Source organism: Pseudomonas sp. 008, from assembly GCF_016861935.1.
Lineage (GTDB): Bacteria > Pseudomonadota > Gammaproteobacteria > Pseudomonadales > Pseudomonadaceae > Aquipseudomonas.
Genome location: NZ_BOMA01000009.1, coordinates 146,255 through 170,534, shown reverse-complemented (window position 1 = coordinate 170,534; position 24,280 = coordinate 146,255). Strand labels below are relative to the sequence as shown.

The 24,280-nt window shown below is 60.7% G+C and carries 22 protein-coding genes; 14 read left to right on the top strand and 8 right to left on the bottom strand.

All coding sequences use genetic code 11. The features are described 5' to 3' along the window. Window positions 1-22: 22 nt before the first annotated feature. A complete protein-coding gene (locus JUI81_RS19515; protein WP_204124848.1) occupies window positions 23-799 on the bottom strand; it encodes a DUF2076 domain-containing protein in 777 nt (258 codons plus the stop codon). Window positions 800-976: 177 nt separating this feature from the next. On the opposite strand from JUI81_RS19515, the gene JUI81_RS19510 reads away from it, so the two are divergent. Both JUI81_RS19510 and JUI81_RS19505 read left to right on the top strand, forming a co-directional pair. Continuing rightward, a complete protein-coding gene (locus tag JUI81_RS19510) occupies window positions 977-1,651 on the top strand; it encodes a YciC family protein (protein ID WP_019581325.1) in 675 nt (224 codons plus the stop codon). A gap of 74 nt (window positions 1,652-1,725) precedes the next feature. Next, entirely contained in the window at window positions 1,726-2,805 is a 1,080-nt protein-coding gene (locus JUI81_RS19505) for an endonuclease/exonuclease/phosphatase family protein (RefSeq protein WP_204124847.1), read from the top strand. Window positions 2,806-2,888: 83 nt separating this feature from the next. Here the strand turns inward: JUI81_RS19505 and hrpB are convergent, their stop codons facing one another. Continuing rightward, the gene (gene hrpB, locus JUI81_RS19500) at window positions 2,889-5,405 is read right to left on the bottom strand and encodes an ATP-dependent helicase HrpB (protein ID WP_204124846.1); all 2,517 of its coding nucleotides are present in this window, start codon (window positions 5,403-5,405) and stop codon (window positions 2,889-2,891) included. Between the two features lie 97 nt (window positions 5,406-5,502). Here hrpB and JUI81_RS19495 point away from each other — a divergent pair, with 97 nt between their 5' ends. Together JUI81_RS19495 and JUI81_RS19490 are read left to right on the top strand one after the other, a co-directional pair. Next, window positions 5,503-5,922, top strand: a complete 420-nt coding sequence (locus tag JUI81_RS19495; RefSeq protein WP_019581328.1) for a hypothetical protein — start codon at window positions 5,503-5,505, stop codon at window positions 5,920-5,922. 29 nt (window positions 5,923-5,951) lie between these two features. Then, window positions 5,952-6,848 carry a cation diffusion facilitator family transporter gene (locus JUI81_RS19490; protein WP_019581329.1) on the top strand — a complete coding sequence of 299 codons (897 nt, stop codon included), beginning with the start codon at window positions 5,952-5,954 and terminating at the stop codon, window positions 6,846-6,848. Here JUI81_RS19490 and JUI81_RS19485 read toward each other — a convergent pair. Beyond that, window positions 6,842-7,984, bottom strand: coding sequence for a DUF6515 family protein (locus tag JUI81_RS19485; protein WP_019650902.1), 1,143 nt, complete (start codon window positions 7,982-7,984; stop codon window positions 6,842-6,844). The two genes, JUI81_RS19490 and JUI81_RS19485, sit on opposite strands and share 7 nt — an antisense overlap. Window positions 7,985-8,432: 448 nt before the next feature. On the opposite strand from JUI81_RS19485, the gene JUI81_RS19480 reads away from it, so the two are divergent. Further along, complete coding sequence (locus JUI81_RS19480; RefSeq protein WP_007937367.1) at window positions 8,433-8,912, top strand: Lrp/AsnC family transcriptional regulator; 480 nt, start codon at window positions 8,433-8,435, stop codon at window positions 8,910-8,912. Between the two features lie 233 nt (window positions 8,913-9,145). Then, the gene (locus JUI81_RS19475) at window positions 9,146-9,355 is read left to right on the top strand and encodes a DUF2788 domain-containing protein (protein WP_007937369.1); all 210 of its coding nucleotides are present in this window, start codon (window positions 9,146-9,148) and stop codon (window positions 9,353-9,355) included. Here the strand turns inward: JUI81_RS19475 and JUI81_RS19470 are convergent. From JUI81_RS19470 to JUI81_RS19455, 4 genes are all read right to left on the bottom strand, one after another. Continuing rightward, a complete protein-coding gene (locus tag JUI81_RS19470; RefSeq protein WP_239077713.1) occupies window positions 9,350-9,985 on the bottom strand; it encodes a pseudouridine synthase in 636 nt (211 codons plus the stop codon). The genes JUI81_RS19475 and JUI81_RS19470 overlap by 6 nt on opposite strands. 71 nt (window positions 9,986-10,056) lie before the next feature. Beyond that, complete coding sequence (gene amn / locus JUI81_RS19465; RefSeq protein ID WP_019650901.1) at window positions 10,057-11,556, bottom strand: AMP nucleosidase; 1,500 nt, start codon at window positions 11,554-11,556, stop codon at window positions 10,057-10,059. Window positions 11,557-11,651: 95 nt separating this feature from the next. Beyond that, complete coding sequence (locus tag JUI81_RS19460) at window positions 11,652-13,301, bottom strand: acyl-CoA dehydrogenase family protein (RefSeq protein WP_204124845.1); 1,650 nt, start codon at window positions 13,299-13,301, stop codon at window positions 11,652-11,654. Window positions 13,302-13,376: 75 nt separating this feature from the next. Next, on the bottom strand, window positions 13,377-15,758 hold the full coding sequence (locus JUI81_RS19455) for a hybrid sensor histidine kinase/response regulator (protein ID WP_204124844.1): 2,382 nt from the start codon (window positions 15,756-15,758) through the stop codon (window positions 13,377-13,379). Window positions 15,759-16,185: 427 nt separating this feature from the next. Between JUI81_RS19455 and JUI81_RS19450 the strand changes: the two genes are divergently transcribed. The 4 genes from JUI81_RS19450 to JUI81_RS19435 all read left to right on the top strand — a co-directional run bounded on the left by JUI81_RS19450 (window position 16,186) and on the right by JUI81_RS19435 (window position 19,718). Continuing rightward, the gene (locus tag JUI81_RS19450; RefSeq protein WP_019581334.1) at window positions 16,186-16,983 is read left to right on the top strand and encodes a hydroxymethylpyrimidine/phosphomethylpyrimidine kinase; all 798 of its coding nucleotides are present in this window, start codon (window positions 16,186-16,188) and stop codon (window positions 16,981-16,983) included. A 32-nt stretch (window positions 16,984-17,015) separates the two neighbouring features. Further along, window positions 17,016-17,639, top strand: a complete 624-nt coding sequence (gene thiE / locus JUI81_RS19445; RefSeq protein WP_019581335.1) for a thiamine phosphate synthase — start codon at window positions 17,016-17,018, stop codon at window positions 17,637-17,639. Window positions 17,640-17,655: 16 nt separating this feature from the next. Then, the gene (gene hemL / locus JUI81_RS19440; RefSeq protein ID WP_018925769.1) at window positions 17,656-18,939 is read left to right on the top strand and encodes a glutamate-1-semialdehyde 2,1-aminomutase; all 1,284 of its coding nucleotides are present in this window, start codon (window positions 17,656-17,658) and stop codon (window positions 18,937-18,939) included. Window positions 18,940-19,163: 224 nt separating this feature from the next. Further along, entirely contained in the window at window positions 19,164-19,718 is a 555-nt protein-coding gene (locus tag JUI81_RS19435; RefSeq protein WP_204124843.1) for a tetratricopeptide repeat protein, read from the top strand. Window positions 19,719-19,912: 194 nt separating this feature from the next. On the opposite strand, the gene JUI81_RS19430 is transcribed toward JUI81_RS19435, so the two are convergent. After that, on the bottom strand, window positions 19,913-20,242 hold the full coding sequence (locus tag JUI81_RS19430) for a DUF1820 family protein (protein WP_003185742.1): 330 nt from the start codon (window positions 20,240-20,242) through the stop codon (window positions 19,913-19,915). Window positions 20,243-20,376: 134 nt separating this feature from the next. On the opposite strand from JUI81_RS19430, the gene miaB reads away from it, so the two are divergent. The 4 genes from miaB (at window position 20,377) to JUI81_RS19410 (ending at window position 24,271) form a co-directional block, all read left to right on the top strand. Beyond that, entirely contained in the window at window positions 20,377-21,705 is a 1,329-nt protein-coding gene (gene miaB / locus JUI81_RS19425) for a tRNA (N6-isopentenyl adenosine(37)-C2)-methylthiotransferase MiaB (protein ID WP_019581336.1), read from the top strand. A gap of 229 nt (window positions 21,706-21,934) precedes the next feature. Further along, a complete protein-coding gene (locus JUI81_RS19420) occupies window positions 21,935-22,939 on the top strand; it encodes a PhoH family protein (protein ID WP_019020889.1) in 1,005 nt (334 codons plus the stop codon). Next, window positions 22,932-23,426 carry an rRNA maturation RNase YbeY gene (gene ybeY / locus JUI81_RS19415; RefSeq protein WP_018925765.1) on the top strand — a complete coding sequence of 165 codons (495 nt, stop codon included), beginning with the start codon at window positions 22,932-22,934 and terminating at the stop codon, window positions 23,424-23,426. Before JUI81_RS19420 ends, ybeY begins: the two co-directional genes overlap by 8 nt. 5 nt (window positions 23,427-23,431) lie before the next feature. Continuing rightward, the gene (locus JUI81_RS19410; RefSeq protein ID WP_007909641.1) at window positions 23,432-24,271 is read left to right on the top strand and encodes an HlyC/CorC family transporter; all 840 of its coding nucleotides are present in this window, start codon (window positions 23,432-23,434) and stop codon (window positions 24,269-24,271) included. Window positions 24,272-24,280 lie beyond the last annotated feature (9 nt).

Sequence of the window (24,280 nt, the reverse complement as noted above, 5' to 3'; positions counted from 1 at the left end):
GGCGCTCCGGACGAATGGCAGGTCAGATGAAGGAGTCGTCGTCATCGCCACCGAAGAACGATGAACCGTCATCGTCGTAATTCGCGTCGGTGAAACCGCCCTGATCGCTGGAGTTGTCAGCCACGCGCTGATCGTCGCCCCAACTGCTGCTATCGCTCTGATCGTTGACCTTGGCCGGTTCTTCCTTGATGACTTCAACCACTTCCGGCTGCTGATTGTGATGGAACAGGCTGCTGATGCCTTGCGCCAGCATCACGCCACCAGCCACGCCCGCTGCCGTTTTTAACGCACCGCCGAGGAAACCGCTGCCGACAGGCTGTTGCGGTGCGTAATTCTGTTGAGGTGGCGCTCCGAAGTTCTGCTGAGCAGGCGGTGCACCGAAGTTTTGCTGCGGCTGCGAGTTGAACGACGGCCGTCCTGGTTCACGCCAGCCGCCATTCGAGGGGGCTGCGCTTTGAGTCGGCGCAGGCTGCGGATCACGGGAAGCGCCGCCGAAGATGCTCGACAAAAAGCCGCCGCTGCTCGGTGCCGGTGCCGCTGTCTGGGCCTTGGCCTGTTGCAGTTCGGCCTGCAATTGCTGCACTTGCTGGGTGAGTTGCTTGTTCTGTTCGTCGAGGCTCTTGATGGCTGCCTCTTGCACCAGAATCGCCTGGGTCATGAAATAGCCCGCCGCTGGTTGGCGAGTCAGGTGTTCCTTGATCCGCGCCTCGGCCTGGGCGTCGCGCGGGGCTGAGTCCGTTTCGGCCTGTTGCAGCCGGGAAAACAGTCCATCGATCAGGGTTTGTTCTTCGCTGTTCATGGCGACCTCGTAGATTGCCGGGAATATCATTGCCCTCACCCACAGTGAATAAGGTGCTCACCAGTAATGGGGCTGATACAGGATGTTTCAATGACCTTTACCGAACGTTTACGTTTGTGCCCCGAAGGGGTTGATCGGTTAAAGTGAGGCACTGCTTTCAACCTGCGATACCGACTGATGAATTCGTTCGATGTACTGCGTGACTCTCTGTATTTCTTCAAGCGCAATCTGAGCCAGATCGTGCAGCTGTGCCTGCCGCTGGTGATTGTCGAGGCGCTGCTGCAACAAGTAGTCGACCGCTCTACCGGGCCGGACAGTTTCGCCGGCATCAGTGTGATTGTCGGCTTGCTGGTGTATCCGCTGTACACCGCCGCGCTGATCCTGTTTCTCGATGCCCGCAGCCGAGGCGAATCGCCACGTACCCGCGACCTGTTGGCCGCCGCCGCGACCCTGTGGCCGCGCTTCGCCGTGCTGACCGCCCTCAATACATTGCTGATCCTGATCGGCCTGTCGCTCTATTTCCTGCCGGGCATCTGGCTGATGGTGACGCTGGCGTTCGGCGAGTACCTGTTGGTGCTGCGCGGCCTGGCACCGCTGGCGGCGATGAAGGAAAGCCTGCGCCTGACCCGCGGGCATTTCATACGCATTCTGGTGTGCATTCTGTGCGTGATGGGCCCGCTGTGGGTGCTCAAGGGAGCGACGCTGGCGGTTTACCCTGACCCGCAGAACCCGGTGATCTCGCTGCTGATCGACAGCGCCCACAGCTTCCTGCAGCTGTTCACCAGCGTGGTGCTGTTCCGTTTGTTCATGCTGATCGCCGATGCGCCCGAGAAATCTGATGAGCGGCTCTGACCGCTCTACCCTTGGGCTTTGGCGCTGCTCTCGGTTATGCTCGGGGTCAATCTTGTAACGCGATAAGCCGAGCGATGCCCCGTCTACTGCGCTACACCCTGCTGGGCCTGCTGATCGCCATCAGCCTGATTGCATTGCTGATCTACAGCCTGACCTGGCGCCCCGACGCCAAGGAAGCGCTGCCGGTCAGTTGCAACGCCCAGGCGCCGACGCTGGTGCCCGGCCAGGCGTTGAAGGTGATGACCTGGAACGTCCAGTATCTGGCCGGCAAGCGCTACGTGTTCTGGAACGACCTGGCCGCAGGAGACGACGAAACCCCTACACCTGAAGACATGGCCTTCAGCCTCGACGAAGTGGCGCGGGTGATTCGCGACGAGCAACCGGACATCGTGCTGTTGCAGGAACTCGATGACGGCGCCAAGGCCAGCGACTACCAGAACCAGTTCAAATTACTTCAAGATCGGGTCACCGACCTGTATCCGTGCACCACTCAGGCCTTCGACTGGAAAGCCGACTTCGTACCTGAACTGCATATTTTCGGCAGCGTTGGCCGGCAATTGGCAACCCTGAGCCGCTACCGGATCGAACACGCCGAACGCCTGCAATTGCCGGTCGCGCCGGCCAATGTCATCAGCCGTCAGTTCAAGCCGAAAGACGCCTTGCTGGTCACGTACCTGGCATTGAACGACGGTGGCCAGATGGCCGTGCTCAACACCCATCTGGACCGCGCCAGCCAGCTCGACGATACCTTGCAAACCCAGGTGACCGCCGTGGCCAAGGTGCTCGACAAGTTCGAAAGCCACGGCACGCCGTGGTTGATCGGTGGTGATTTCAATCTATTGCCACTGGGCCAGTATCAACGCCTGCCCGCCGAGCAACGCACGCCCTACTCTGCCGACAGCGCGCTGCATGTGCTGTGGGACAAATACCCGATGATCCCCACCAACAACGAAGCCAGCGGTATCGACCGGGCACAATGGTTGACCCATTACCCGAATGATCCCGGCTTGAACGGGCCGGACCGGACCGTCGACTACCTGTTTTACAGCCCGCGCATCAAACGGGTCGAAGCGCGGGTGCGGCAGGACGATACGTTGCGCATTTCCGATCACTTGCCGGTGATTGCGCGGTTTCTGTTGCCGGCCGCGCCTTAAATTCATCCGGCACATTGCCAGCCTTTGTGGCGAGGGGGCTTGCCCCCTCGCCACAAGTCCCTCGCAATGCGGGGCCGTCGATATTATTTACGGGGTTTGATCCGCGCCGTCGCCTCGGCCACCAGCGGATCATCCGGCCAATAATGCTTCGGATACCGTCCCTTCAAATCCTTCTTCACCTCGGCATACGTACTGCGCCAAAAGTTCGCCAAATCCTGAGTCACCTGCACTGGCCGCCGCGCCGGGGACAACAGATGCAGTTTCACCACTTGCCGACCACCCGCAATGCGCGGGGTCTCGGCCAGGCCGAACAACTCCTGCAACCGCACCGCCAGAATCGGTGGCTGTTCACTGTAATCCAGACGAATCGATGAACCCGACGGCACCCTCAAATGATGCGGCGCCAGCTCTTCGAGCCGTTGCGGCAACGGCCACGGCAGCAAGTTGTGAACGATGCTCGACAGGTCCAGATTGGCGAAGTGACTGAGCCGCGAGACTTTGCCCAGGTACGGCATCAGCCAGTGTTCGAGGCTTTTGAGCAAGGTTGCGTCGCTGACATCCGGCCATTCGCTCTCGCCTTTACCCGCGAGATCCAACTGCCGCAACAACGCCACCCGCGCCTGCCACTGACGCAGCTCTGGCGTCCAGGGCAACAGCTCCAGACCTTTGCGTCGCACCAGATTCACCAATGCCTGACTGCGAGCGCTTTCATCGAGCCCGGTCAGCGGTTCGCGGCTGAGGATCAACTCGCCGACCTTGCGCTGACGCTCGGCCCGCAGCACACCTTCGCGCTCATCCCAATCCAGTTGATCGACGCACCGCACCTGTTCGGCCAGCACGGAGTCGAACAGCGCCGGATCAAAATCCGTCGCCAGATAAATCCGTTCTTCACGCTGGCCCTGACGACTGCCCAGATCGGCGATCACCAGCCACGGTTGTTTCATCAAACTGTCGGCTTCGGCGAACAGTGCTGCGCGACCGTTGGCCAGGCGATATTCAGCGCCACCGGCCCGCCGCTGTTGAGCGACCCGATCAGGATAAGCCAATGCCAGCAACGCACCGAGCCAACGCGGATGCTCGGGATCGCTGACCGGCTCCGACGCTTTGCCGCGCAAATAACCGCGATACTGCCGCGCCAGTTGCCGGGCCCGTTGAACACCGCCCTGCGCACCGCGAGCGGCCCGCTCTTCGCCGGACAGCAGCACCAGTCGGCTGTGCAGGTCCGCGCCAGCACCACGCAAGATATCGCGCTCACCAAGCAGTGCCGCGACATCACAGGCCATGTCGGCCAGACCGAGCGCCTGGCCACGTAGCAGCAAATGGGCGATCCGAGGGTGGGCCGGTAGTTCGGCCATGGCCTGACCATGACGGGTCAGCGCTTCGCCCTCCAGCGCGCCCAAGCGCTCAAGCAGATCCTGGGCCTGTGCATAAGCCGCTGCCGGAGGAACATCGAGCCAAACCAACTGCACCGGCGTCACGCCCCAACGACCGAGTTGCAAGGCCAGCCCGGCAAGGTCCGCCGAGAGGATTTCCGCACTGGCGTAAGCCGCCAGTTGCTCGTGTTGATCCTGCGACCACAAGCGATAACACACGCCGGGCTCCAAACGCCCGGCCCGGCCTGCGCGCTGCGTGGCACTGGCTTTGGAAATGCGTTGGGTGTCCAGGCGAGTCATGCCGCTGCCGGGGTCGAAACGCGGCACGCGCGCCAACCCGGCATCGATCACCACGCGCACGCCATTGATGGTCAGGCTGGTTTCGGCGATGTTGGTGGCCAGCACCACTTTGCGCTTGCCCGCAGGCGCCGGATCAATCGCCGCCCGCTGCGCCGCCAGGTCCAGTTCGCCGTGCAGCGGGCACAGCAACACCGGCGTGCCCTCGCCCAAGGCATCGGCCAATTGTTGATGCACCCGCCGAATTTCCGCCTGCCCCGGCAGGAACACCAGCAGGCTGCCGGTTTCATCGTTCAGCGCGTCGAGGATGGTCTGCACCACCTTTGGCTCGATGAACTCACCGGGCTGAAACGGCCGGCCCCAGCGCATCGCTACCGGGTACATGCGCCCTTCGCTGCGCAGGATTGGCGCGTCATCCAGCAACCCGGCCAGGCGTTCTCCTTCCAGGGTTGCCGACATCAAGAGGATTTTCAGCGGTTGATCGTCGCGGAACAGCTCCCGGCCATTCAGGCTCAGGGCCAGCGCCAGGTCGGCATCGAGGCTGCGCTCGTGGAATTCATCGAAAATCAGCAAGCCCACGCCTTCCAGCGCCGGGTCATCCTGCAAGCGCCGGGTGAGGATGCCTTCGGTGACCACTTCGATGCGGGTATTGGGGCCGACCTTGCTGTCGAGACGAATGCGATAGCCCACGGTTTCGCCGACCTTCTCGCCCAATTCACTGGCCAAGCGCTCCGCCGCCGCCCGCGCTGCCAATCGGCGCGGTTCGAGCATTAGAATGGTCTGCCCGGCCAGCCACGGCTCATCAAGCAAGGCCAACGGTACCCGGGTGGTTTTACCGGCACCGGGCGGTGCTTCGAGCACAGCTTCGTGACGTGTAGCGAGGGCTTCACGCAGGGCGGGTAAAACTTCATCAATCGGCAAAGAAATCATGCTGGCTCCCAAACAGAGCGGCGAGTATAACGGCGTTCAGCGCGGTCCTAATTCATATCGACGATGCTTCGTTCCTAGATAACCCAGGAGATTTCAAATGCGTGCTCCCTTTCGCTTGATCGGCGGTGTATTGATCGCGTCCTTGCTGACCCAAATGACCGCCTGCGGCTCGATTTTCTACCCCGATCGCCGCGGCCAGATTGACGGCAAGATCGACCCGGCCATTGCCGCGCTGGATGCCGTGGGTCTGCTGTTCTATATCATCCCCGGCCTGATTGCCTTTGCAGTGGACTTCGCCACGGGTGCCATTTACTTCGAGCCCGGCCGGACCGCTCAGGTGGCCCCGGAAAAACTCAAGGAAGCGATCGGTGCCGACGGCAAGGTCGATAACCACAAGTTGCAGACTATTCTCGAAAGTGAACTGGGCCGCAGCTTCCCGCTGGACGATCCGCGCCTGATCCAGCACAAGGGCAGCGCCCAGCAACTGGCTATGTTCGGCCTGCAACCGGCTGCATAATTCGTGCATTTGAAGGAACCACAGCACTGATGACTACCCCTACCGACCACGCCCGCCTGCTGCGGTTGGCGACGCGCGCCTCGGTGGCGGTCGCGTGCATATTGATCATCGCCAAAGCCATCGCCTGGTGGCTGAGCGGCTCGGTGAGCATGCTCGCCGGGTTGACCGACTCGGCGCTCGACGGCGTCAGCTCGCTGCTCAATCTGATGGCCGTGCATTACGCCTTGCGCCCGGCCGATGACGATCATCGTTATGGGCACGGCAAGGCTGAATCACTGGCGGGCATGGCTCAGGCGCTGTTCATTGGCGGCAGTGCGGTGCTGATTGCCCTGCAGGCGATCGAACGGTTGAAACATCCGGAACCGATAGGCGCAGCGTGGCTCAGCATCGGGGTGATTGTGTTCTCCCTCGTCCTGACCGTGGCCCTGCTGATGTTGCAGCACCGGGTAATCAAGGCTACCGGCTCCAACGCAGTGAATGCCGACTCCTTGCATTACCGCTCGGACCTGCTGCTCAACGGCGGCATTCTCGTAGCGCTGGTGCTGGCAGGGTTTGGCTGGCAGCAAGTCGACCCGTGGTTCGGCCTGGGGATCGCTGCTTACATCCTCTGGAGCGCGATTCAAATCGCCCGGGAAAGTTTTGCAGTGCTGATGGATGAAGAGTTGCCGACCGATGTCAGCCAGCACATGCTCGAACTGGCCTGCAGCGTACCCGGCGTTCTGGGTGCCCACGACTTGCGCACACGGATTTCCGGCAACCAGTGGTTCGTGCAATTGCATCTGGAATTGCCGGGAGACTTGACCCTGTCAGTCGCCCACGGCATCAGCGATCAAGCCGCCGATGCGATTCATGCCGTCTACCCGCGAGCCGAAGTGCTGGTGCACGCCGACCCGCAGGAAGTGGTGAAGGCCGCCAGGGCTCAGTAACTCACCTGATAACCGCGACTGCTCAGGCAGTTGCCCTGAGCCTGTCGATAAGCTTGCACCACCGACGGATCCGGTTGGTAGGTGGCGGTACGTGGATCGAAACCGCTCTGTTGCACGGCCCAGCGATAACATTCATAAGCGTCCCGGCTGACTTCCTCCGGCGACTGGCCGTTGGCCGGGTACGCCACCACGTCATAACCATTGCTCACCGGTTGCGGCTGCACGGGCGGTTCGACCACGACGTAATCTTGAGTGCTCTCCTGGTAGGCGTAATACGCGCCGGCCGCCAGGAACAGCAGCGTGCCGCCGATCCACACTTCACGGGCGTAATCGGGCAAGTAGCTGACACGAATCCCGCGAGGCGGCTGAACCACCACATAACGCGGGCCTTGCGGGCGATACCAGTAACCACCGGAATAGAAATAATCCTGGCCACGATACGGCACACGGAAGTGACGCTCCTCCGGGAAGCGGTCGATCACGTACCCAGGACGATACTGCGGACCGGGGCCCCAGCCTGTGCCGTGCCCCTCCGGGCGACCGGGCCAGCGACGGTCATCGTGACGTGGCTCCCGCCCCCCGGTCTGCCATGGCTGGTTGCGATTGTTACGCCACGGTTCGTCCTGATAGTAGCCACGCCGCGGTTCCTGGGTCTGGCGCACGGTATCGGGCCGACTCTGGATTGGCAGATTATTACTCGGTTGTTGCGGCGCTCGCTCCTGAACGTTGGAGTCGTGCAGTGTACGGTTCTGCCACTGGCCACCCTGAACGTTTGAATCGTGTAGCGGACGGTTCTGCCACTGGCCGCCCTGAACGCTGGAGTCGTGCGGCGTACGGTTCTGCCACTGACCGCCCTGATTGTTGGACTCGTGCGGCGCCCGGTTCTGCCACTGGCCGCCCTGATTCTGGTCGTGGAGTTCAAACTTGCGGCTGTTGTCGCCACGAATGATTTCGTTGTTCTGCGGGCGTGGCTGATTGCTGCCGCCACGGCCCTGGCCCTGGTCATTGCCACGATGATCAGGCCCATGTTGCCCGCCATCGGGGCCGCGGTTCTGCGGTTCATCGGCAAGCGATTGTGCAGTGACACTCACACATAGCAAACCAACACCGGCCAAACGCCAGATGCGCGATTTCATTCTTTTCCTCACGGCGGGTTAGGGCCTGTACGTAAGACTGGGAAAGCGCAGGCCGGTTCTGCAACAGGTTATCAGTCACGTAACTTTTTTATTGAGCGGCTCTTTATTAAGGGCATGCCAAATTGCGGGCAAGAAAAAAGGGAGACCCGTCGGCCTCCCTTTGAGAACTTCGTCCGTGCTCGACGCTTATGACGTCGGCTCACCTCACGCCGTCTTCTGGACAGTGTGTAGCTCGGGGGCCGACGCATCCCCGGTGGGGGTGGCGACCGCAGCTGGCCTGATTGGGCGAGCCGCACTGGACTGTTTGTCCGAGCAGTGATTCTGGTAATAAGAATAGGCCCGGAGCACCGACAGAGGATTGCGAAGATTGCTCAAATAAACATCACTTGCGCAATTTTTAACTCAGGATAGATAATCTGCCGCAATAGTTATGACAAAGGCCTGATTGATGAGCAAACTCGACCGATACGACCTGAGTATTTTGGCGGAATTACAGCGCGACGCGCGCATCTCCAATCAGGAGCTGGCCGAACGCATCGGCCTGTCGCCTTCGCCTTGCTCGCGGCGGGTCAAGCAACTGGAAGACGACGGCTACATATCCCGCCAGGTCGCCTTGCTCGACCGCAAGATGCTCGGCCTGAGCCTGACCGCCTACGTGCTGATCGGCATGGACCGCCATACTCCCGAGCGTTTCGAGAACTTCGAAGCCGCCATTCGCACGTTACCGCAAGTGCTGGAATGCAGCCTGGTGACCGGGATGGATGCAGATTATCAGCTCAAGGTGGTGGTGCCGGACATGGATCACTATCAGAAGCTGCTGCTGGGTCATCTGACCAGGATTGAAGGGGTGACGAGTGTACGGTCGAGTTTTGTGTTGAACCAGGTGCTTAACAGCACTGAACTGCCTCTAACCCACCTGCGCAGCTGATTGTGGCGAGGGGCTTGTCGGAACGCCGCACCGCCCCGTTCGGCCGCGCAGCGGTCGTAAAATCAAAGAACGCGGTGTGTCAGGTAAAACTCATGGGCTGGCTTTGGGGCTGCTTCGCAACCCAACGGGGGCAAGCCCCCTCGCCACAATCCGACGCAGGTCAATACCTCGCCAATCCCCCTTGGCGTATACTCCTCCGGCCTTTTTAGCCCCACCCGCGCTGGAGATGTTCAATGGATCCTGCAGTTTTCGAAGAGTGGATGATGACTGGCCTGGTCAGCATCCTGATCATTTTCATGGGTTTCATCGTCTGGGATCTGGCAAAAAAATCCAAGGCCGGGCGCTTCGGCTCGTTCATCCTGTTCTTTGTATTGGGACTCGGCGTGGCCGCATTCGTGATCAAAAGCGTGGTCATCGGCCTGATCGAATCCGGCACGCTATAAACGCGCCGGTACTTCCTTCCACTGGCCCTGATCGAGCCCTTCGATCGACCAGTCACCGATTCTGACCCGCACCAGGCGCAACGTCGGCAAGCCGACCGCCGCGGTCATGCGCCGCACCTGACGGTTGCGCCCCTCACGAATCACCAACTCCAGCCAACTGGTGGGCACGCTTTTGCGAAAACGCACTGGCGGGTTGCGTGGCCACAGCTCAGGTTCTTCAAGCTGCCGCGCCTCGGCGGGCAAGGTCATACCGTCGTTCAGCTCGACGCCCTCGCGCAAACGCTGCAACTGCTCGGCGGTTGGCTCGCCTTCCACTTGCACCCAGTAAGTCTTGGCCAGTTTGTGTTTCGGGTCGGCAATCCGCGCCTGAAGCTGGCCGTCGTTGGTCAGCAGCAACAAGCCTTCGCTGTCACGGTCCAGCCGTCCTGCCGGGTAAATCCCCGGGATCTCGATAAAGTCCTTGAGCGTCGCCCGCCCTTCGCCGTCGCTGAATTGCGTCAGCACATCGAAAGGTTTGTTGAACAGAATCAGCCTCGGCTCGGCCGGTGGCGCTTTGGCGACACGGCGTGGGGCGGCAGGAGATGGCTTCGCACCAGGACGGCGGGAAACAGGACGTGAAGGACGGGACATGGCAAGAAGAACATCTAACGGTCAGGGCTGCTAATGCTAGTGCCCTGACCGCCAAATGACCATGAGAACAATCAGCGGAACGGCGGCTCGTCGAAGCTGCGCAGCTTGCGCGAGTGCAACGAGTTGAGCTCGGTGCGCAGCAAATCCACCGCCTCGATACCGATCTTCAGGTGCTGGCTGACCGCGCGCTCATAGAACGCGTTGGCCGACCCCGGCAGTTTGATTTCGCTGTGCAGCGGTTTATCCGACACACAGAGCAACGTGCCATAGGGCACCCGCAAGCGATAACCCTGGGCCGCAATCGTACCGCTTTCCATGTCCACCGCCACGGCGCGGGACAGGTTGATCAGCGGACGTTCCTGCGCCCAGCGCAGTTCCCAGTTACGGTCGTCGTAGGTCAACACGGTGCCGGTACGCAGGCGTTTCTTCAGTTCGTCGCCCTTCTCACCGGTGATGTTGGCCGCTGCTTGCTGCAACGCCAACTGCACTTCAGCCAGGGCCGGAATCGGAATGTTCGGCGGCACCACCCGGTCGAGAATCCCATCGCGGCGCATGTAAGCGTGGGCCAGCACGTAATCGCCAATGGTCTGCGACTGACGCAAGCCGCCGCAGTGGCCGATCATCAGCCAGCAGTGCGGCCGCAACACGGCCAAATGATCGGTGATGTTCTTGGCGTTGGACGGGCCGACGCCGATGTTCACCAGGGTTACGCCATGGCCGTCGCTGGCGATCAGGTGATAGGCCGGCATCTGGTAACGATGCCAGACCACGCCCGCCGCAATCGCCGAGGCTTCGCCATGGTCCATGGACTTTTCAATGATCACGTTGCCCGGCAACACCATGCGCACAAAACGCGGGTCTTTGCGCAGTTGCTCCAGGCCATGAACGATGAACTGGTCGACGTAACGGTGGTAGTTGGTCAGCAGAATCCACGGCTGCACATGCCGCCAGTCGCTGCCGGTGTAGTGCACCAGGCGCCGCAGGGAGAAGTCCACCCGCGCGGCATCGAACAGGGCCAGTGGCAGCGGGTCGGTGTTTTCCCAATCGTACAAGCCATCGGCGATGCCATCGGTGGCGGCCGACAGATCCGTACTCGGGAACACCCGCGCCAGTACCGCCGCCGTAACGCCAGAGCCGGCCAGTTCATCGCCCTGCTCGACCACATACGGATAAGGAATGTTTTGCTGGCTGACGCCGACTTCCACAGTCACGGTGAAGTCGTGCATCAACGGAACGAGTTGTTCCAGCAGGTATTTGCGAAAGGCTGCCGGATGAGTGACGGTGACGCTGTAGGTCCCCGGCAATTGAACCTTGGCATAGGCGCGAGTGGTCTGTGGGACTTCGCCCTGGCAGAGGTAGGTCAGACGCAACTCGGGATAACGAAACAGGGCACGCTGTTCAGCGTCCGGCTCGACGCGATCCTTGAGATAACGCTTGAGCGCCTGATTCAGCGCTGTGGTTGCACGCTCGTGCAAGACAGCAAGCCGGTCCACGGCTTGCTCGGCGGTTTGAACGACAATAAACGCTTCGGTCACGATCAGCTTCCTGTGTTCTGACTTGCAGACCTTCATCTTGCCTGCATCATCGCTTCACGGGAACAGTGGCGTGTTGGCTGTACATCAATTCTGAGACACAGATAATCCCGGTAGTGTTCATCAAATCATGGTCAAAACCCTTGCGGCGTCGACCGCGCCACAATCGCTTCCACATCCAGCCCACGTGGCAACGTTCCATACACCCGACCGGCCGAACCGAGGCGGCTGGCGATAAACGCATCACTGACCGCCGCATTGCCCGCCTCCAGCAACAGCCTGGCCTGAAGCCCCAAGGCGATATCTTCGGTGAGCTGGCGGGCGCGATATTGAATGTCGTCAGTGTCCTTGAACGCCCTCTGCAACTGGCCGATGTGTGTGGCCAGGCGTTTGTCGCCATGGCCATCGCCCAACTCGTTGAACAGCACATCGAGCACACCCGGTTCTTTCGACAACGCGCGCAACACGTCGAGGCATTGCACGTTGCCGGAACCTTCCCACGTCGAGTTGACCGGTGCCTCACGGTACAGTCGCGGCAAGATGCTTTCTTCGACGTAACCGGCGCCGCCCATGCATTCGGCCGCTTCGTTGATCATCGCGGGCGCGCGTTTGCAGATCCAGTACTTGCCCACTGCCGTCACCAATCGAGCGAATTTCGCTTCGTGGTCGTCATCCAGATGATCCAGCGCCCGGCCCATGCGCAGGCTCAACGCCAGGGCGGCTTCGCTTTCCAGGGCCAGGTCGGCCAGCACGTTTTGCATCAAGGGTTGTTTGCTGAGCAACTTGCCACCGACCTGGCGGTGGGCGCAGTGATGGCTGGCCTGGGTCAGGGCCTGGCGCATCAGCGCGCTGGAGCCGACCATGCAATCGAAGCGGGTCATGGCGACCATTTCGATAATGGTCGGAACGCCCCGGCCCTCTTCGCCGACCATCCAGGCCAGGGCGCCACGGAACTCCACCTCGCTGGAGGCGTTGGACCAGTTGCCGAGTTTGTTTTTCAGCCGCTGTATGTAGAACTGATTGCGCGTGTCATCCGGGCGATGACGCGGCAGCAGGAAACAGGTCAGCCCTTTGTCGGTCTGGGCCAGGGTCAGGAAGGCGTCGCACATCGGCGCCGAGCAGAACCACTTGTGGCCCACCAGTTCATACGCCTGGCCCGGCCCACCGGCACCGACCGGATAGGCCTTGGTGGTGTTGGCCCGCACGTCGGTGCCGCCCTGCTTCTCGGTCATCGCCATGCCGATGGTGACCCCGGCCTTGTGGGCCATGCCGACATTGCGCGGGTCGTATTCAGTGGCGAGAATTTTCGGTAGCCATTGCCTGGCCAGATCCGGTTGCAGGCGCATCGCCGGGACGCTGGCGAAGGTCATGGTCAACGGGCAACCGCTGCCGGCTTCAGCCTGACTGTGCAAATACGTCATGGACGCGCGGGCAACGTGGGCGCCCGGTTGCGGATCGGTCCAGGGCAACCCTGTCAGGCCATGCTCCACCGCCGTGCGCATCAACTGGTGATAAGCCGGATGAAATTCCACCAGGTCGATGCGATGGCCGTAACGGTCATGGCTGACAAACACCGGTTTGTTTTGATTGGCCGCAAACCCGGCCTCCATCAGCGGCCCGCCGGCCAATGCGCCGTAAGCGTCGATCCGCGACTCGGCCCAACCGGCATCGAACCGCCGCGACCATTCCTGCAAAGGCAGGTCGATGCGATAGAGGTTGGTGCCGTCCAACGACGGTGGCTGGTTGGTGACTTCGTGGGTTTCGGCGAACTGATGCAGGTTCATGACGGGGCTCCTTTGGTCAGCCAAGGGACTTTCAGTTAAGCACCGCCCCGAGGCTGAACAAAGTGGCATATCTGCCTAACTGTCGGCGCTTTCGCCTTGTCCAGAACAGAGCACCCGTCGATAGAGCGCAGCCTGCAGGTCCTCGAATTTCACCGGTTTGTTCAGGTAGTCGACCACGGTGTCGCTCGGGCAGTGCACTCGGTCCACACTCAGGGCAATCATGAACACAGGTAATTCGGCGCAACCCGGCAACGCACGGATCCGGCGGCAGATGGAGGCGCTGTCCACTGGCGGCAACTGGCAATCGAGCACTACCGCGTCAACCGCTTCACACTGCAATTGATCGAGCGCAGCAAGGCCATTGTCAGCGGTGCGTACCCGGAACCCAAGCTTGAGCAACATGCCGCGCATCACCAATTGATTGATGCTGTTGTCATCGACCAGCAATACCGTGCACTCCTGGGGCAAGCGCAGGCCGGTGGTTTGCCGGGTGATCGAGGAGGCGGGCTCTACCACCGCCAGCTCGAACTCGACGTCGAGCTGGAAGCGGCTTCCACGGCCCAGTTCCGAACGGTGGCTCAGGCGGCCGCCGAGCAATTCGACCAACTGCCGACAGATCGCCAGGCCAACACCCAGACCGCCGTACTCACGGGTCATCGAACCGTCGAGCTGGAAGAAGCGCTGGTACAGCGTCGCCTCTCCCAAATCGGTAAAACCGATGCCGGTGTCGATCACCGCAAAAGACAGCGCCAGCCGACCCGGCTCCGCCGCCGGTTTACCCGTCACCCGCAGCGCCAGACCACCGACGCGGGTGAATTTGATGGCGTTGTCCAACAGGCATTCCAGGCATTGCGCCAGCTTGCCGCTGTCGCCGAACAAACGATCCGGCAACCCGGGCGCCACCTCGACCTTGAAGTCCAGCGACTTGCCCGACGCATTGCCATCGAACTGCCCGCGCAAAGACTCGACTGTACTGCGCAAGCTGAACGTGTCCGGATAGACCTTGAGCTTGCCGGCCTGCAACTCGGTCAAGGTGAGGATGCTATTGACCATGCGCATCATGTCCCGCGCCGAACCTGCCGCCGTTTGCTGATATTGCTCCAGCTCTGGGTTCATCTCGACGGTCTGCATCAGCTCCAGCGAACCGATCACACCGTTCATGGGCGTGCGCAGTTCATGGGTCAGGGTGGCGAGGAATTCGTCTTTGAGCCTGTTGCTGTGAGCCAGTTGCTGGTTCAGTACTTCGAGTTTCTGACCGGCATCGAACAACGTCTGCGCCTGTTGTTCGCGCATCGCGTTGATACGATCGGCCAAGGCCAGGGACAGCAGCGCCACTTCGATCGCCGAGCCGATCTGGCTGGCGTACATGGTGAGGAACACGTTGGGCAAATAACCCAGCACCATCATCGTGTTGACGACACCACCGAGCAAAAATGCCGACCAAGCAATGATGAAGTAACGCGCCACCCTCAAGCCACGCCACCAGGCGAAAACCCCGGCAGCGAAAATCACCACGGTAAAGACCAGCGCCAACGCCGTCGCCAGACGCAGGGCCAAGGCGTAACTGGTCATCAAAGACAACCCGACCACCAGCCCGCTGAATGCGATCAGCGCCAATAGCACACGGTCCAGCCAGCGGCTGTGGGTGGCCGTCCGCAGGAAGCTGCGGGCAAACTGGCTGCCGAACAACCCCGAACAGCCGATGAAGAACGGCGTGGCGGCGTTGGCCCACCACGGATTGTTCGGCCAGAAATACTCCACGGCCGCGCCGTTCACCGACAGCTGATACAAGCCGAACGAGGCGATGTAAAAGATGTAATAGAGGTAACTGGTATCGCGCACGCTGAGAAAGATGAACAGGTTGTAGACCAGCATCCCCAGCAACACGCCGTAGATCAGCCCCAGCACGTAGAGCCGCACCGGCTGTTCTTCAAGGTAAGCAGTGCTCGACCACAAGGTGACGGGCGCCTGAATCGAGCCTTCGCTTTGCAGACGCAGGTACACGGTTTGCGCCTGCCCGGGCGCAAAGTTCAGATCGAACAGATAGTTGTTCTGACGAATCTCTCGAGTGGCGAACGGCAGTGCATCGCCCGTCTGTCGGGCCAATTGATAGTCACCGCCAGCATCGGGCAAGTACAGATCAAGATGATCGAGGGGCGGATAGGCCAGTTCCAACAGCCAGGTTCGTTGCGCCGACGGATTGGTCGGACGGTATTGCAGGTCGATTTTCAGCCAGAACGCCGAACGCGAATAGCCGGCGTTGAGGGTGGCTTTGTCGTGGGGTTTGAAGTGCCCAGCCGCGGCTTGCGCACGGACATCGGCAATGGTCGCTTGACCGCCCGCGTCTTCATAAACCTGCATCGTTCGGCCCAGGGGAAGGCTCTGGGTGAACTCGTCGAACTCGACGGCGCTCGCCAGGAGGGGCAAGCACAACAGCAACATCAACAAATAGCGCATTTAAGCCCCAGCGTGGCCTGTCCGGTTCTGTCAGGAAGCCCCCCATTCCTTTTGAGTAGACGTAAAACCGGTATTACCTGTTATTGGTTTGGATCCACTCTAGCATAGCCGTTGCTGGCCATTGAACACCATTGAAATTTTTCCTACAAAGGCTCTAGAACGGGCGTTCCAGCGCAATGTATTGAACTAGAGCTGTTGGCTTGATCAGGATGTGACAATGCCCCGGTGGGTGATGAACACCTGTGGCGAGGGGGCTTGCCCCCGTTCGGCTGCGAAGCAGTCGTAAATCTGCCGACGCGGTGTTCCAGACAGAAGGCAAAGGGGGCGCTTCGCACCCCAACGGGGGCAAGCCCCCTCGCCACAATGTATTGGCCGCGATGGCTGCCACAACACCCGAAAAACATGTTTGGTGGTAAGCTCGCGCACCATGAATATCTACAGCTCTCGCCCCGTTGTCCTCTGTCTCTCCGGCCACGACCCTAGTGGTGGCGCCGGCTTGCAGGCAGATATCGAAGCCCTGCTTGCCCAGGGTTGCCATGCGGCTCCGGCCGTCACCGCCCTGACCGTGCAAGACACGGTCAACGTCACTGACTTCCGCGTGCTCGATCGCGAGTGGGTACTGGCCCAGGCCAATGCCGTGCTCAACGACTCCGAAGTCGCCGCCGTCAAACTGGGCATGCTCGGTTCCCTGGAAATGGTCGACACCGTGGTCGAACTGCTTTCAGCGCACCCGCATTTGCCAGTGGTCTGTGACCCGGTGCTGCGCGCCGGCGGTGGCGGACGACTGGGCAAGGACGAAGTCGGCTACGCCATGCGCGAACGCTTGCTGCCATTGTCGATTATCGCCACCCCTAACCTTCCCGAAGCCCGCATCCTCGCCGAACTGCCCGAAGGCACCGCCGACGAGTGCGCGGAAAAACTCCTGCCATTCGTCAAACACCTGCTGATCACCGGCGGCCATGGCGACGAACACGAAATCCACAACCGCCTGTACAGCCGCGACGGTCGCCGCGAAACCTTTACCTGCCAGCGCCTGCCTGGCAGTTATCACGGTTCCGGTTGCACGCTGGCCAGCGCCCTCGCCGGCCGCCTGGCCCAGGGTGAACACCTCGCCAGTGCCGTACAGAGCGCGCTTGACTACACTTGGCGCACCCTGCGAGATGCGGAACAGCTGGGCAAAGGCCAGTTCGTGCCCCGCCGCCTGCCGCTGGATTTCTGTTCGTAACTTTCGATGCGTAAAGCGCAGAGGCTTGTCCGATGAAACTACGTGGCCTGTACGCCATTACCGACAGCCAGCTACTGGCCGGTAAATTTCTTTCGTACGTGGAGGCGGCGCTCGAAGGCGGCGTCACCCTGCTGCAATACCGCGACAAAAGCAGCGACGAGGCCCGCCGCCTGCGCGAGGCCGAAGCCCTGCGTGATCTGTGCGATCGCTACAAGACCCAGCTGATCATCAATGACGACGCTGAACTGGCCGCGCGACTGAATGTCGGCGTGCACCTGGGCCAGACTGATGGCCCACTGATGCCGGTGCGAGCACTGCTCGGGCGTCAAGCGATCATCGGCTCGACCTGCCACGCACAACTCGAACTCGCCGAACAAGCCGCCAAGGAAGGCGCCAGTTACGTCGCCTTCGGCCGCTTCTTCAATTCCAACACCAAGCCCGGCGCACCGGCATGCAGCCTCGACTTGCTTGACCAGGCCCGCAGCAAACTGCACCTGCCGATCTGTGCGATCGGCGGCATCACCCTGGACAACGCCGCCCCGCTGGTGGCCCATGGGGTCGATCTGCTGGCGGTGGTGCATGGCCTGTTCGGCGCCGAGAGCACGGCTGAAGTGACGCGTCGCGCCCGCGCCTTTAACGAATTGTTCAAATCCTGATTTTGAGAGCCAAATAATGTCTCGTTCCGAAACCCTGTTTGCCAATGCCCAGAAACACATCCCCGGAGGCGTGAACTCGCCTGTTCGTGCGTTCAAGAGCGTTGGCGGCACGCCGTTGTTCTTCAAACACGCCGAAGGCGCCTACGTCACTGACGAAGACGACAAGCGCTATGTGGATTACGTCGGTTCCTGGGGCCCGATGATTCTCGGCCATAGCCACCCGGACGTGCTGGACGCGGTGCGCAAACAGCTTGAGCACGGATTGTCCTATGGCGCCCCGACCGCGATGGAAACCGAGATGGCCGATCTGGTCTGCTCGATCGTGCCATCGATGGAAATGGTGCGCATGGTCAGCTCCGGCACCGAAGCGACCATGAGTGCGATCCGTCTGGCCCGTGGTTTCACCGGTCGCGACAGCATTATCAAATTCGAAGGCTGCTACCACGGCCACTCCGACAGCCTGCTGGTCAAGGCCGGTTCCGGCGCCCTGACCCAAGGCGTACCGAGCTCGGCCGGTGTACCGGCGGCGTTCGCCAAACACACCCTGACCCTGCCGTTCAACGACATCGACGCAGTAGAAGCCATGCTTGCCGAAGTCGGCCAGGACGTGGCGTGCATCATCGTCGAACCGGTGGCCGGCAACATGAACTGCGTACCGCCGGCACCGGGTTTCCTCGAAGGCCTGCGGACCCTGTGCGACAAGCACGGCGTGGTGCTGATTTTCGACGAAGTGATGACCGGTTTCCGTGTCGCCCTCGGCGGTGCCCAAGCCTATTACGGCGTAACACCGGACCTGAGCACCTTCGGCAAGATCATCGGTGGCGGCATGCCGGTGGGCTGCTTCGGCGGCAAACGCAAAATCATGGAACACATCGCACCACTGGGCCCGGTCTACCAGGCCGGTACGTTGTCGGGTAACCCGCTGGCGATGGCGGCTGGCCTGACCACGCTGCGTCTGATCAGTCGTCCGGGTTTCCACGCCGAACTGAGCGACTACACCAGCCGCCTGCTCGATGGCCTGCAACAGCGCGCCGACGCCGCCGGCATTCCGTTCGTGACCACTCAGGCCGGCGGCATGTTCGGTCTGTACTTCAGCGGCGCCGACGACATCGTCACCTTCGATGACGTGATGGCCAGCGATGCGAACCTGTTCGGGCGCTTCTTCCACCTGATGCTCGAGGGCGGCGTGTACCTGGCGCCGAGCGCCTTCGAAGCCGGCTTCACCTCGATCGCCCACGGCGAAACCGAGTTGAAACTGACGCTGGACGCCGCCGAACGTGCCTTCGCCGCACTGAAGTAAATCTGCGACGCTGACGTTGGCGATTGCCAGCGTCAGCTTTTACCTACATCCGCAGCCTTTTTCCTACTCAGCTGCCAATAATCCCCCGCAAAGTGGGTGATATAGTCCCCGCGCAGCAGAAAAACGAGTAAAGACTTTGTAAGGTTGGCCCTGCTTATTTCATAATGCGCGCTTATTGGATCCCTCGACGGGTCCGCGCGCCCCTCAGAGGTAAGTCGATTCCCATGAACCGCACCGGCCGCACCCTTGCATTGGGCTGCCTGTTGCTCCTTCAGCCCCTGCTCGCGCTCGCACAAGCAGGCGGCAACTCGTTGTTGATCCCGGCGATGGGTCGCTGCACCCTCAATACTCAGCCGCAAGACCTGACGCAAGCGCTCGCCGCCTGCCAGAAAGCGTCGGATGAAGGGGATGCGCAAGCGCAATACGAGTTGGGTGAGTTCTACTACGAAGGCAAAAGCGCGCCGCGCGACCTCAATAAAGCCCTGAGCTACTTCGAAAAGGCCTCGCTGCAAGGTCATGCCCAGGCGCAATTCAAACTCGGCACCATGTTCTTCCATGGCGAAGGCGTACCGGCCAATAACATTCAGGCGTATATCGTGCTGAAAATGGCCGCGGTCAACGGCGCCGAAGACGCGCTGGACACCGCCGACGAAGTCGCCGAAAAAATGCCCCGTGAAGACCTGGAAGTTGCTACCCAGGTGCTGGGGCAAATTTTCCGTAAATACCTGATGGAATTGCAGAGCGCCGACGGGCGTACGCCGTTTTCGCCACTTCCCTGAATTGAACACGGGCTCCTGTGGCGAGGGGGCTTGTCGGAACGCCGCATCGCCCCGTTCGGCTGCGCAGCAGTCGTAAAGTCAGCACACGCGGCTTGCCTGGAAGATAGAGGTGGCTGATCTCAGGGCCGCTTCGCAGCCCAACGGGGGCAAGCCCCCTCGCCACAACAAGCTCCTTCAGCCAATCAACCTGCTGCTTACTTCTCAGGCATCGGCATCGGAAACGGCATGACATTACCGACCGCGCCGCGGGCTTCGCTGATTTTCGGCGTGCCAAGGCGTTCGACCTCGTCGATGCGCACGATCGAATGCATCGGCACAAAACTGCGCACAACGCCTTCGAACTGAGCCTTGAGCTTTTCTTCGCTCGGATCGACGACCACTTGTGTGCGCTCGCCAAAGACGAACTCTTCCACTTCCAGAAAGCCCCACAGATCACTTTGATAGATCTGCTTGGCGTACATTTCGAACACCTGGCCCTGATTGAGGAAAATCACCTTGTAGATTGGAGCTTCACGTTTGGTCATGGTGGGCGGGTAACACATCGGGGATAAAAATGAGGGCGCGAACTATAGCATAGCCACCGGACGCGCAGCGGTAGGAACCTTGGGACATGTTCCCTATAATGCGCGGTTCTTTGAATCACGTGATGAATCTTTCCATGGCCAAGAAGCTTTACATCGAAACCCACGGTTGCCAGATGAACGAGTACGACAGCTCGCGCATGGTCGATCTGTTGGGTGAACATCAGGCCCTGGAAGTCACTGCCCGCGCTGAAGACGCCGACGTGATCCTGCTCAATACCTGCTCGATCCGTGAACGCGCCCAGGACCGGGTGTATTCCCAGCTCGGCCGCTGGCGCGAACTGAAACTGGCCAATCCGGAAATGGTCATCGCCGTCGGCGGTTGCGTGGCCAGTCAGGAAGGCGCGGCCATCCGTGATCGCGCCCCGTATGTCGACGTGGTGTTCGGCCCGCAGACCCTGCACCGTCTGCCGGAAATGATCGACGCCGCGCGCGCTACCAAACTGCCGCAAGTCGACGTCTCGTTCCCGGAAATCGAAAAATTCGACCACTTGCCCGAACCGCGCATCGATGGGCCGAGCGCTTACGTGTCGGTCATGGAAGGCTGCAGCAAGTACTGCACTTTCTGCGTGGTGCCTTATACCCGCGGCGAAGAAGTCAGCCGACCGTTCGACGACGTGATTGCCGAGATCATCCACCTGGCCGAAAACGGCGTGCGCGAAGTGACCCTGCTGGGGCAAAACGTCAACGGCTATCGCGGGACCACTCACGATGGTCGTCTGGCCGACCTGGCGGAATTGATCCGGGTGGTCGCCGCCGTCGATGGCATCGACCGGATTCGCTACACCACTTCGCACCCGCTGGAGTTCTCCGACAGCCTGATCCAGGCCCACGCCGACGTGCCGGAACTGGTAAAACACCTGCACTTGCCGGTGCAATCGGGCTCCGACCGAATCCTCGCGGCGATGAAGCGCAATCACACCGCGCTGGAGTACAAGTCCAAACTGCGCAAATTGCGGGCCGCCGTGCCGGGGATCTGCATCAGTTCGGACTTTATCGTCGGCTTCCCGGGCGAGACCGAAAAAGACTTCGAACAGACCATGAAGCTGATCGAAGACGTCGGTTTCGACTTCTCCTACTCGTTCGTCTACAGCCAACGCCCGGGCACCCCGGCCGCCGACCTGGCCGACGAAACGCCGGAAGAACTGAAAAAAGAACGCCTGAATGCCCTGCAACATCGCCTGAACCAGCAAGGGTTCGAGATCAGCCGACAAATGGTGGGCTCCGTTCAGCGGATTCTGGTCACCGATTATTCGAAAAAAGACCCTGGCGAACTGCAGGGGCGCACCGAGAATAACCGTATCGTCAACTTCCGCTGCGACAATCCGACCCTGATCGGCCAGTTCGCCGACGTGCACATCGACGCCGCGCAACCGCACTCGCTACGGGGTTCGTTGATCCAATAACACCTCGCCTCCTGCGGGAGCCGGGCTTTTGTGGCGAGGGGGCTTGCCCCCGTTGGATCGCGAAGCGGTCCCCAATACTTTGCGACTGCTTCGCAGCCGGACGGGGGCAAGCCCCCTCGCCACAGTTCAAGTGTCAGATTCCGGCATCTTATTTAAGAGCTTTCGCACCCAGGCGACTGGCGTTATCCTTTATTTCATCAATATTGCCCCAGGGCGGCTAAATACGACCTTGAACGCACCCATAGAACCACATCGCTTCATCCTCGAGCCTTTTGAAGCTCGCCGCTTCGCCAATCTGTGCGGGCAATTCGACGAGCATCTGCGCTTGATCGAACAGCGCCTGACCATCGAGATCCGCAACCGCGGAAACCAGTTCGAACTGATCGGCGAGCCCAAGCACACCACCTCCGCGGAAAACCTCCTGCGTCGCTTGTACCGGGAAACCAAGGGTACCGAGCTGTCGCCGGACATGGTTCACCTGTTCCTGCAGGAATCGGCCGTCGAGGAACTGGACAACCACTCCCCCGCCGAACCGTCCGTCGCCTTGCGCACCAAAAAAGGCATGATTCGTCCTCGCGGCTTGAATCAACTGCGCTACGTGAAGGAAATCCTCGGTAACGACATCAACTTCGGCATCGGCCCGGCCGGTACCGGCAAGACCTATCTGGCTGTTGCCTGCGCGGTAGACGCACTGGAACGCGAGCAGATTCGTCGCATTCTGTTGGTGCGTCCGGCGGTTGAAGCGGGTGAAAAACTCGGCTTCCTGCCCGGCGACCTGTCGCAAAAAATCGACCCGTACCTGCGCCCGCTCTACGACGCACTCTATGAAATGCTCGGCTTCGAATATGTCGCCAAGCTAATCGAGCGTCAGGTCATTGAAGTCGCGCCACTGGCCTACATGCGCGGCCGCACGCTGAACAACAGCTTCATCATCCTCGACGAAAGCCAGAACACCACCGTCGAACAGATGAAGATGTTCCTGACCCGGATCGGCTTTGGCTCCACGGCAGTCATCACCGGTGACATCACCCAGGTCGACCTGCCACGCGGCACCAAGTCCGGGCTGCATCATGTGATCGAAGTGCTCAAGGACGTTCCGGGCATCAGCTTCACCCACTTCCAGCCCAAGGACGTGGTGCGCCATCCGCTGGTGCAACGCATCGTCGAGGCGTACGAGCGCTTCGAAAATCGCGCTGCCGATGCCGCGCCAAAGGACACCCCACACGATGCTTGAGCTTGATCTGCAACTGGCCAGCGACGCACCGGCCCCGAGTGAAGCCGAGTTCCGGAAATGGTGCGAACTGGCCCTGCGCCAGCGCACCGCCGACTCCGAGCTGACCATTCGTCTGGTCGACGAAGAAGAAGGCCGCGAACTGAATCACACCTGGCGGCAGAAGGATTACGCCACCAACGTGCTGTCATTTCCTGCCGACGTGCCGGACGAGTTGCTGGATATCCCGTTACTGGGCGATCTGGTGATTTGCGTGGCCGTGGTCGAGCGCGAAGCCGCCGAACAAGGCAAGGCACTCAACGCCCATTGGGCGCATCTGGTCATTCACGGCTGCTTGCATCTGCTTGGTTACGACCATATAGATGACGACGAAGCCGAAGAAATGGAAGCACTGGAACGAACGTTGCTTGCAGAACTGGGTCATCCGGACCCTTATGCGGACGACGAAACAGACACATCCCCTATCGTTACAACAAAGGATTCAGAGTAATCGCTATGAGCGAAGATCGATCGAGCAACGGGCAGAAGTCTTGGCTGGGTAAGCTCACCCAGGCTTTTGCCCACGAGCCGAAAAACCGCCAGGAGCTGCTGGAGCTGCTGCGCGATGCACACCAAAACAAGTTGCTGGACAGCGAAGCGCTGGCCATCGTCGAAGGCGCCATCCAGGTTGCAGACCTGCAAGTACGGGACATCATGGTCCCGCGCTCGCAGATGATCAGCATCAAGGCGACCCAGACACCTCGCGAGTTCCTGCCTGCCGTGGTCGACTCGGCCCACTCCCGCTACCCGGTGATCGGCGAAAGCCATGATGACGTGATGGGCGTGTTGCTGGCCAAGGACTTGCTGCCGTTGATCCTCAAGGAGAACGGCGACAGCTTCAACATCAAGGACCTGTTGCGCCCGGCCACCTTCGTGCCCGAGTCCAAGCGCCTGAATGTGCTGCTGCGCGAGTTCCGCGCCAACCATAACCACATGGCCATCGTCATTGACGAATACGGCGGCGTGGCCGGTCTGGTGACCATCGAAGACGTGCTCGAACAGATCGTCGGCGACATCGAAGACGAGCACGACGTCGAAGAAGACAGCTACATCAAGCCGCTGCCCAGCGGTGACTTCCTGATCAAGGCCCTGACGCCGATCGAAAACTTCAATGAGTTCTTCGACAGCGAATTCTCCGACGACGAATTCGACACCGTCGGCGGTCTGGTAATGAGCGCGTTCGGGCACTTGCCAAAACGCAACGAAATCACCGAAATCGGCGCCTATCGTTTCCGCATCCTGAACGCCGACAGCCGTCGGATTCATTTGCTGCGTCTGACACCTATAGCTCGGTAACTCTAAGGA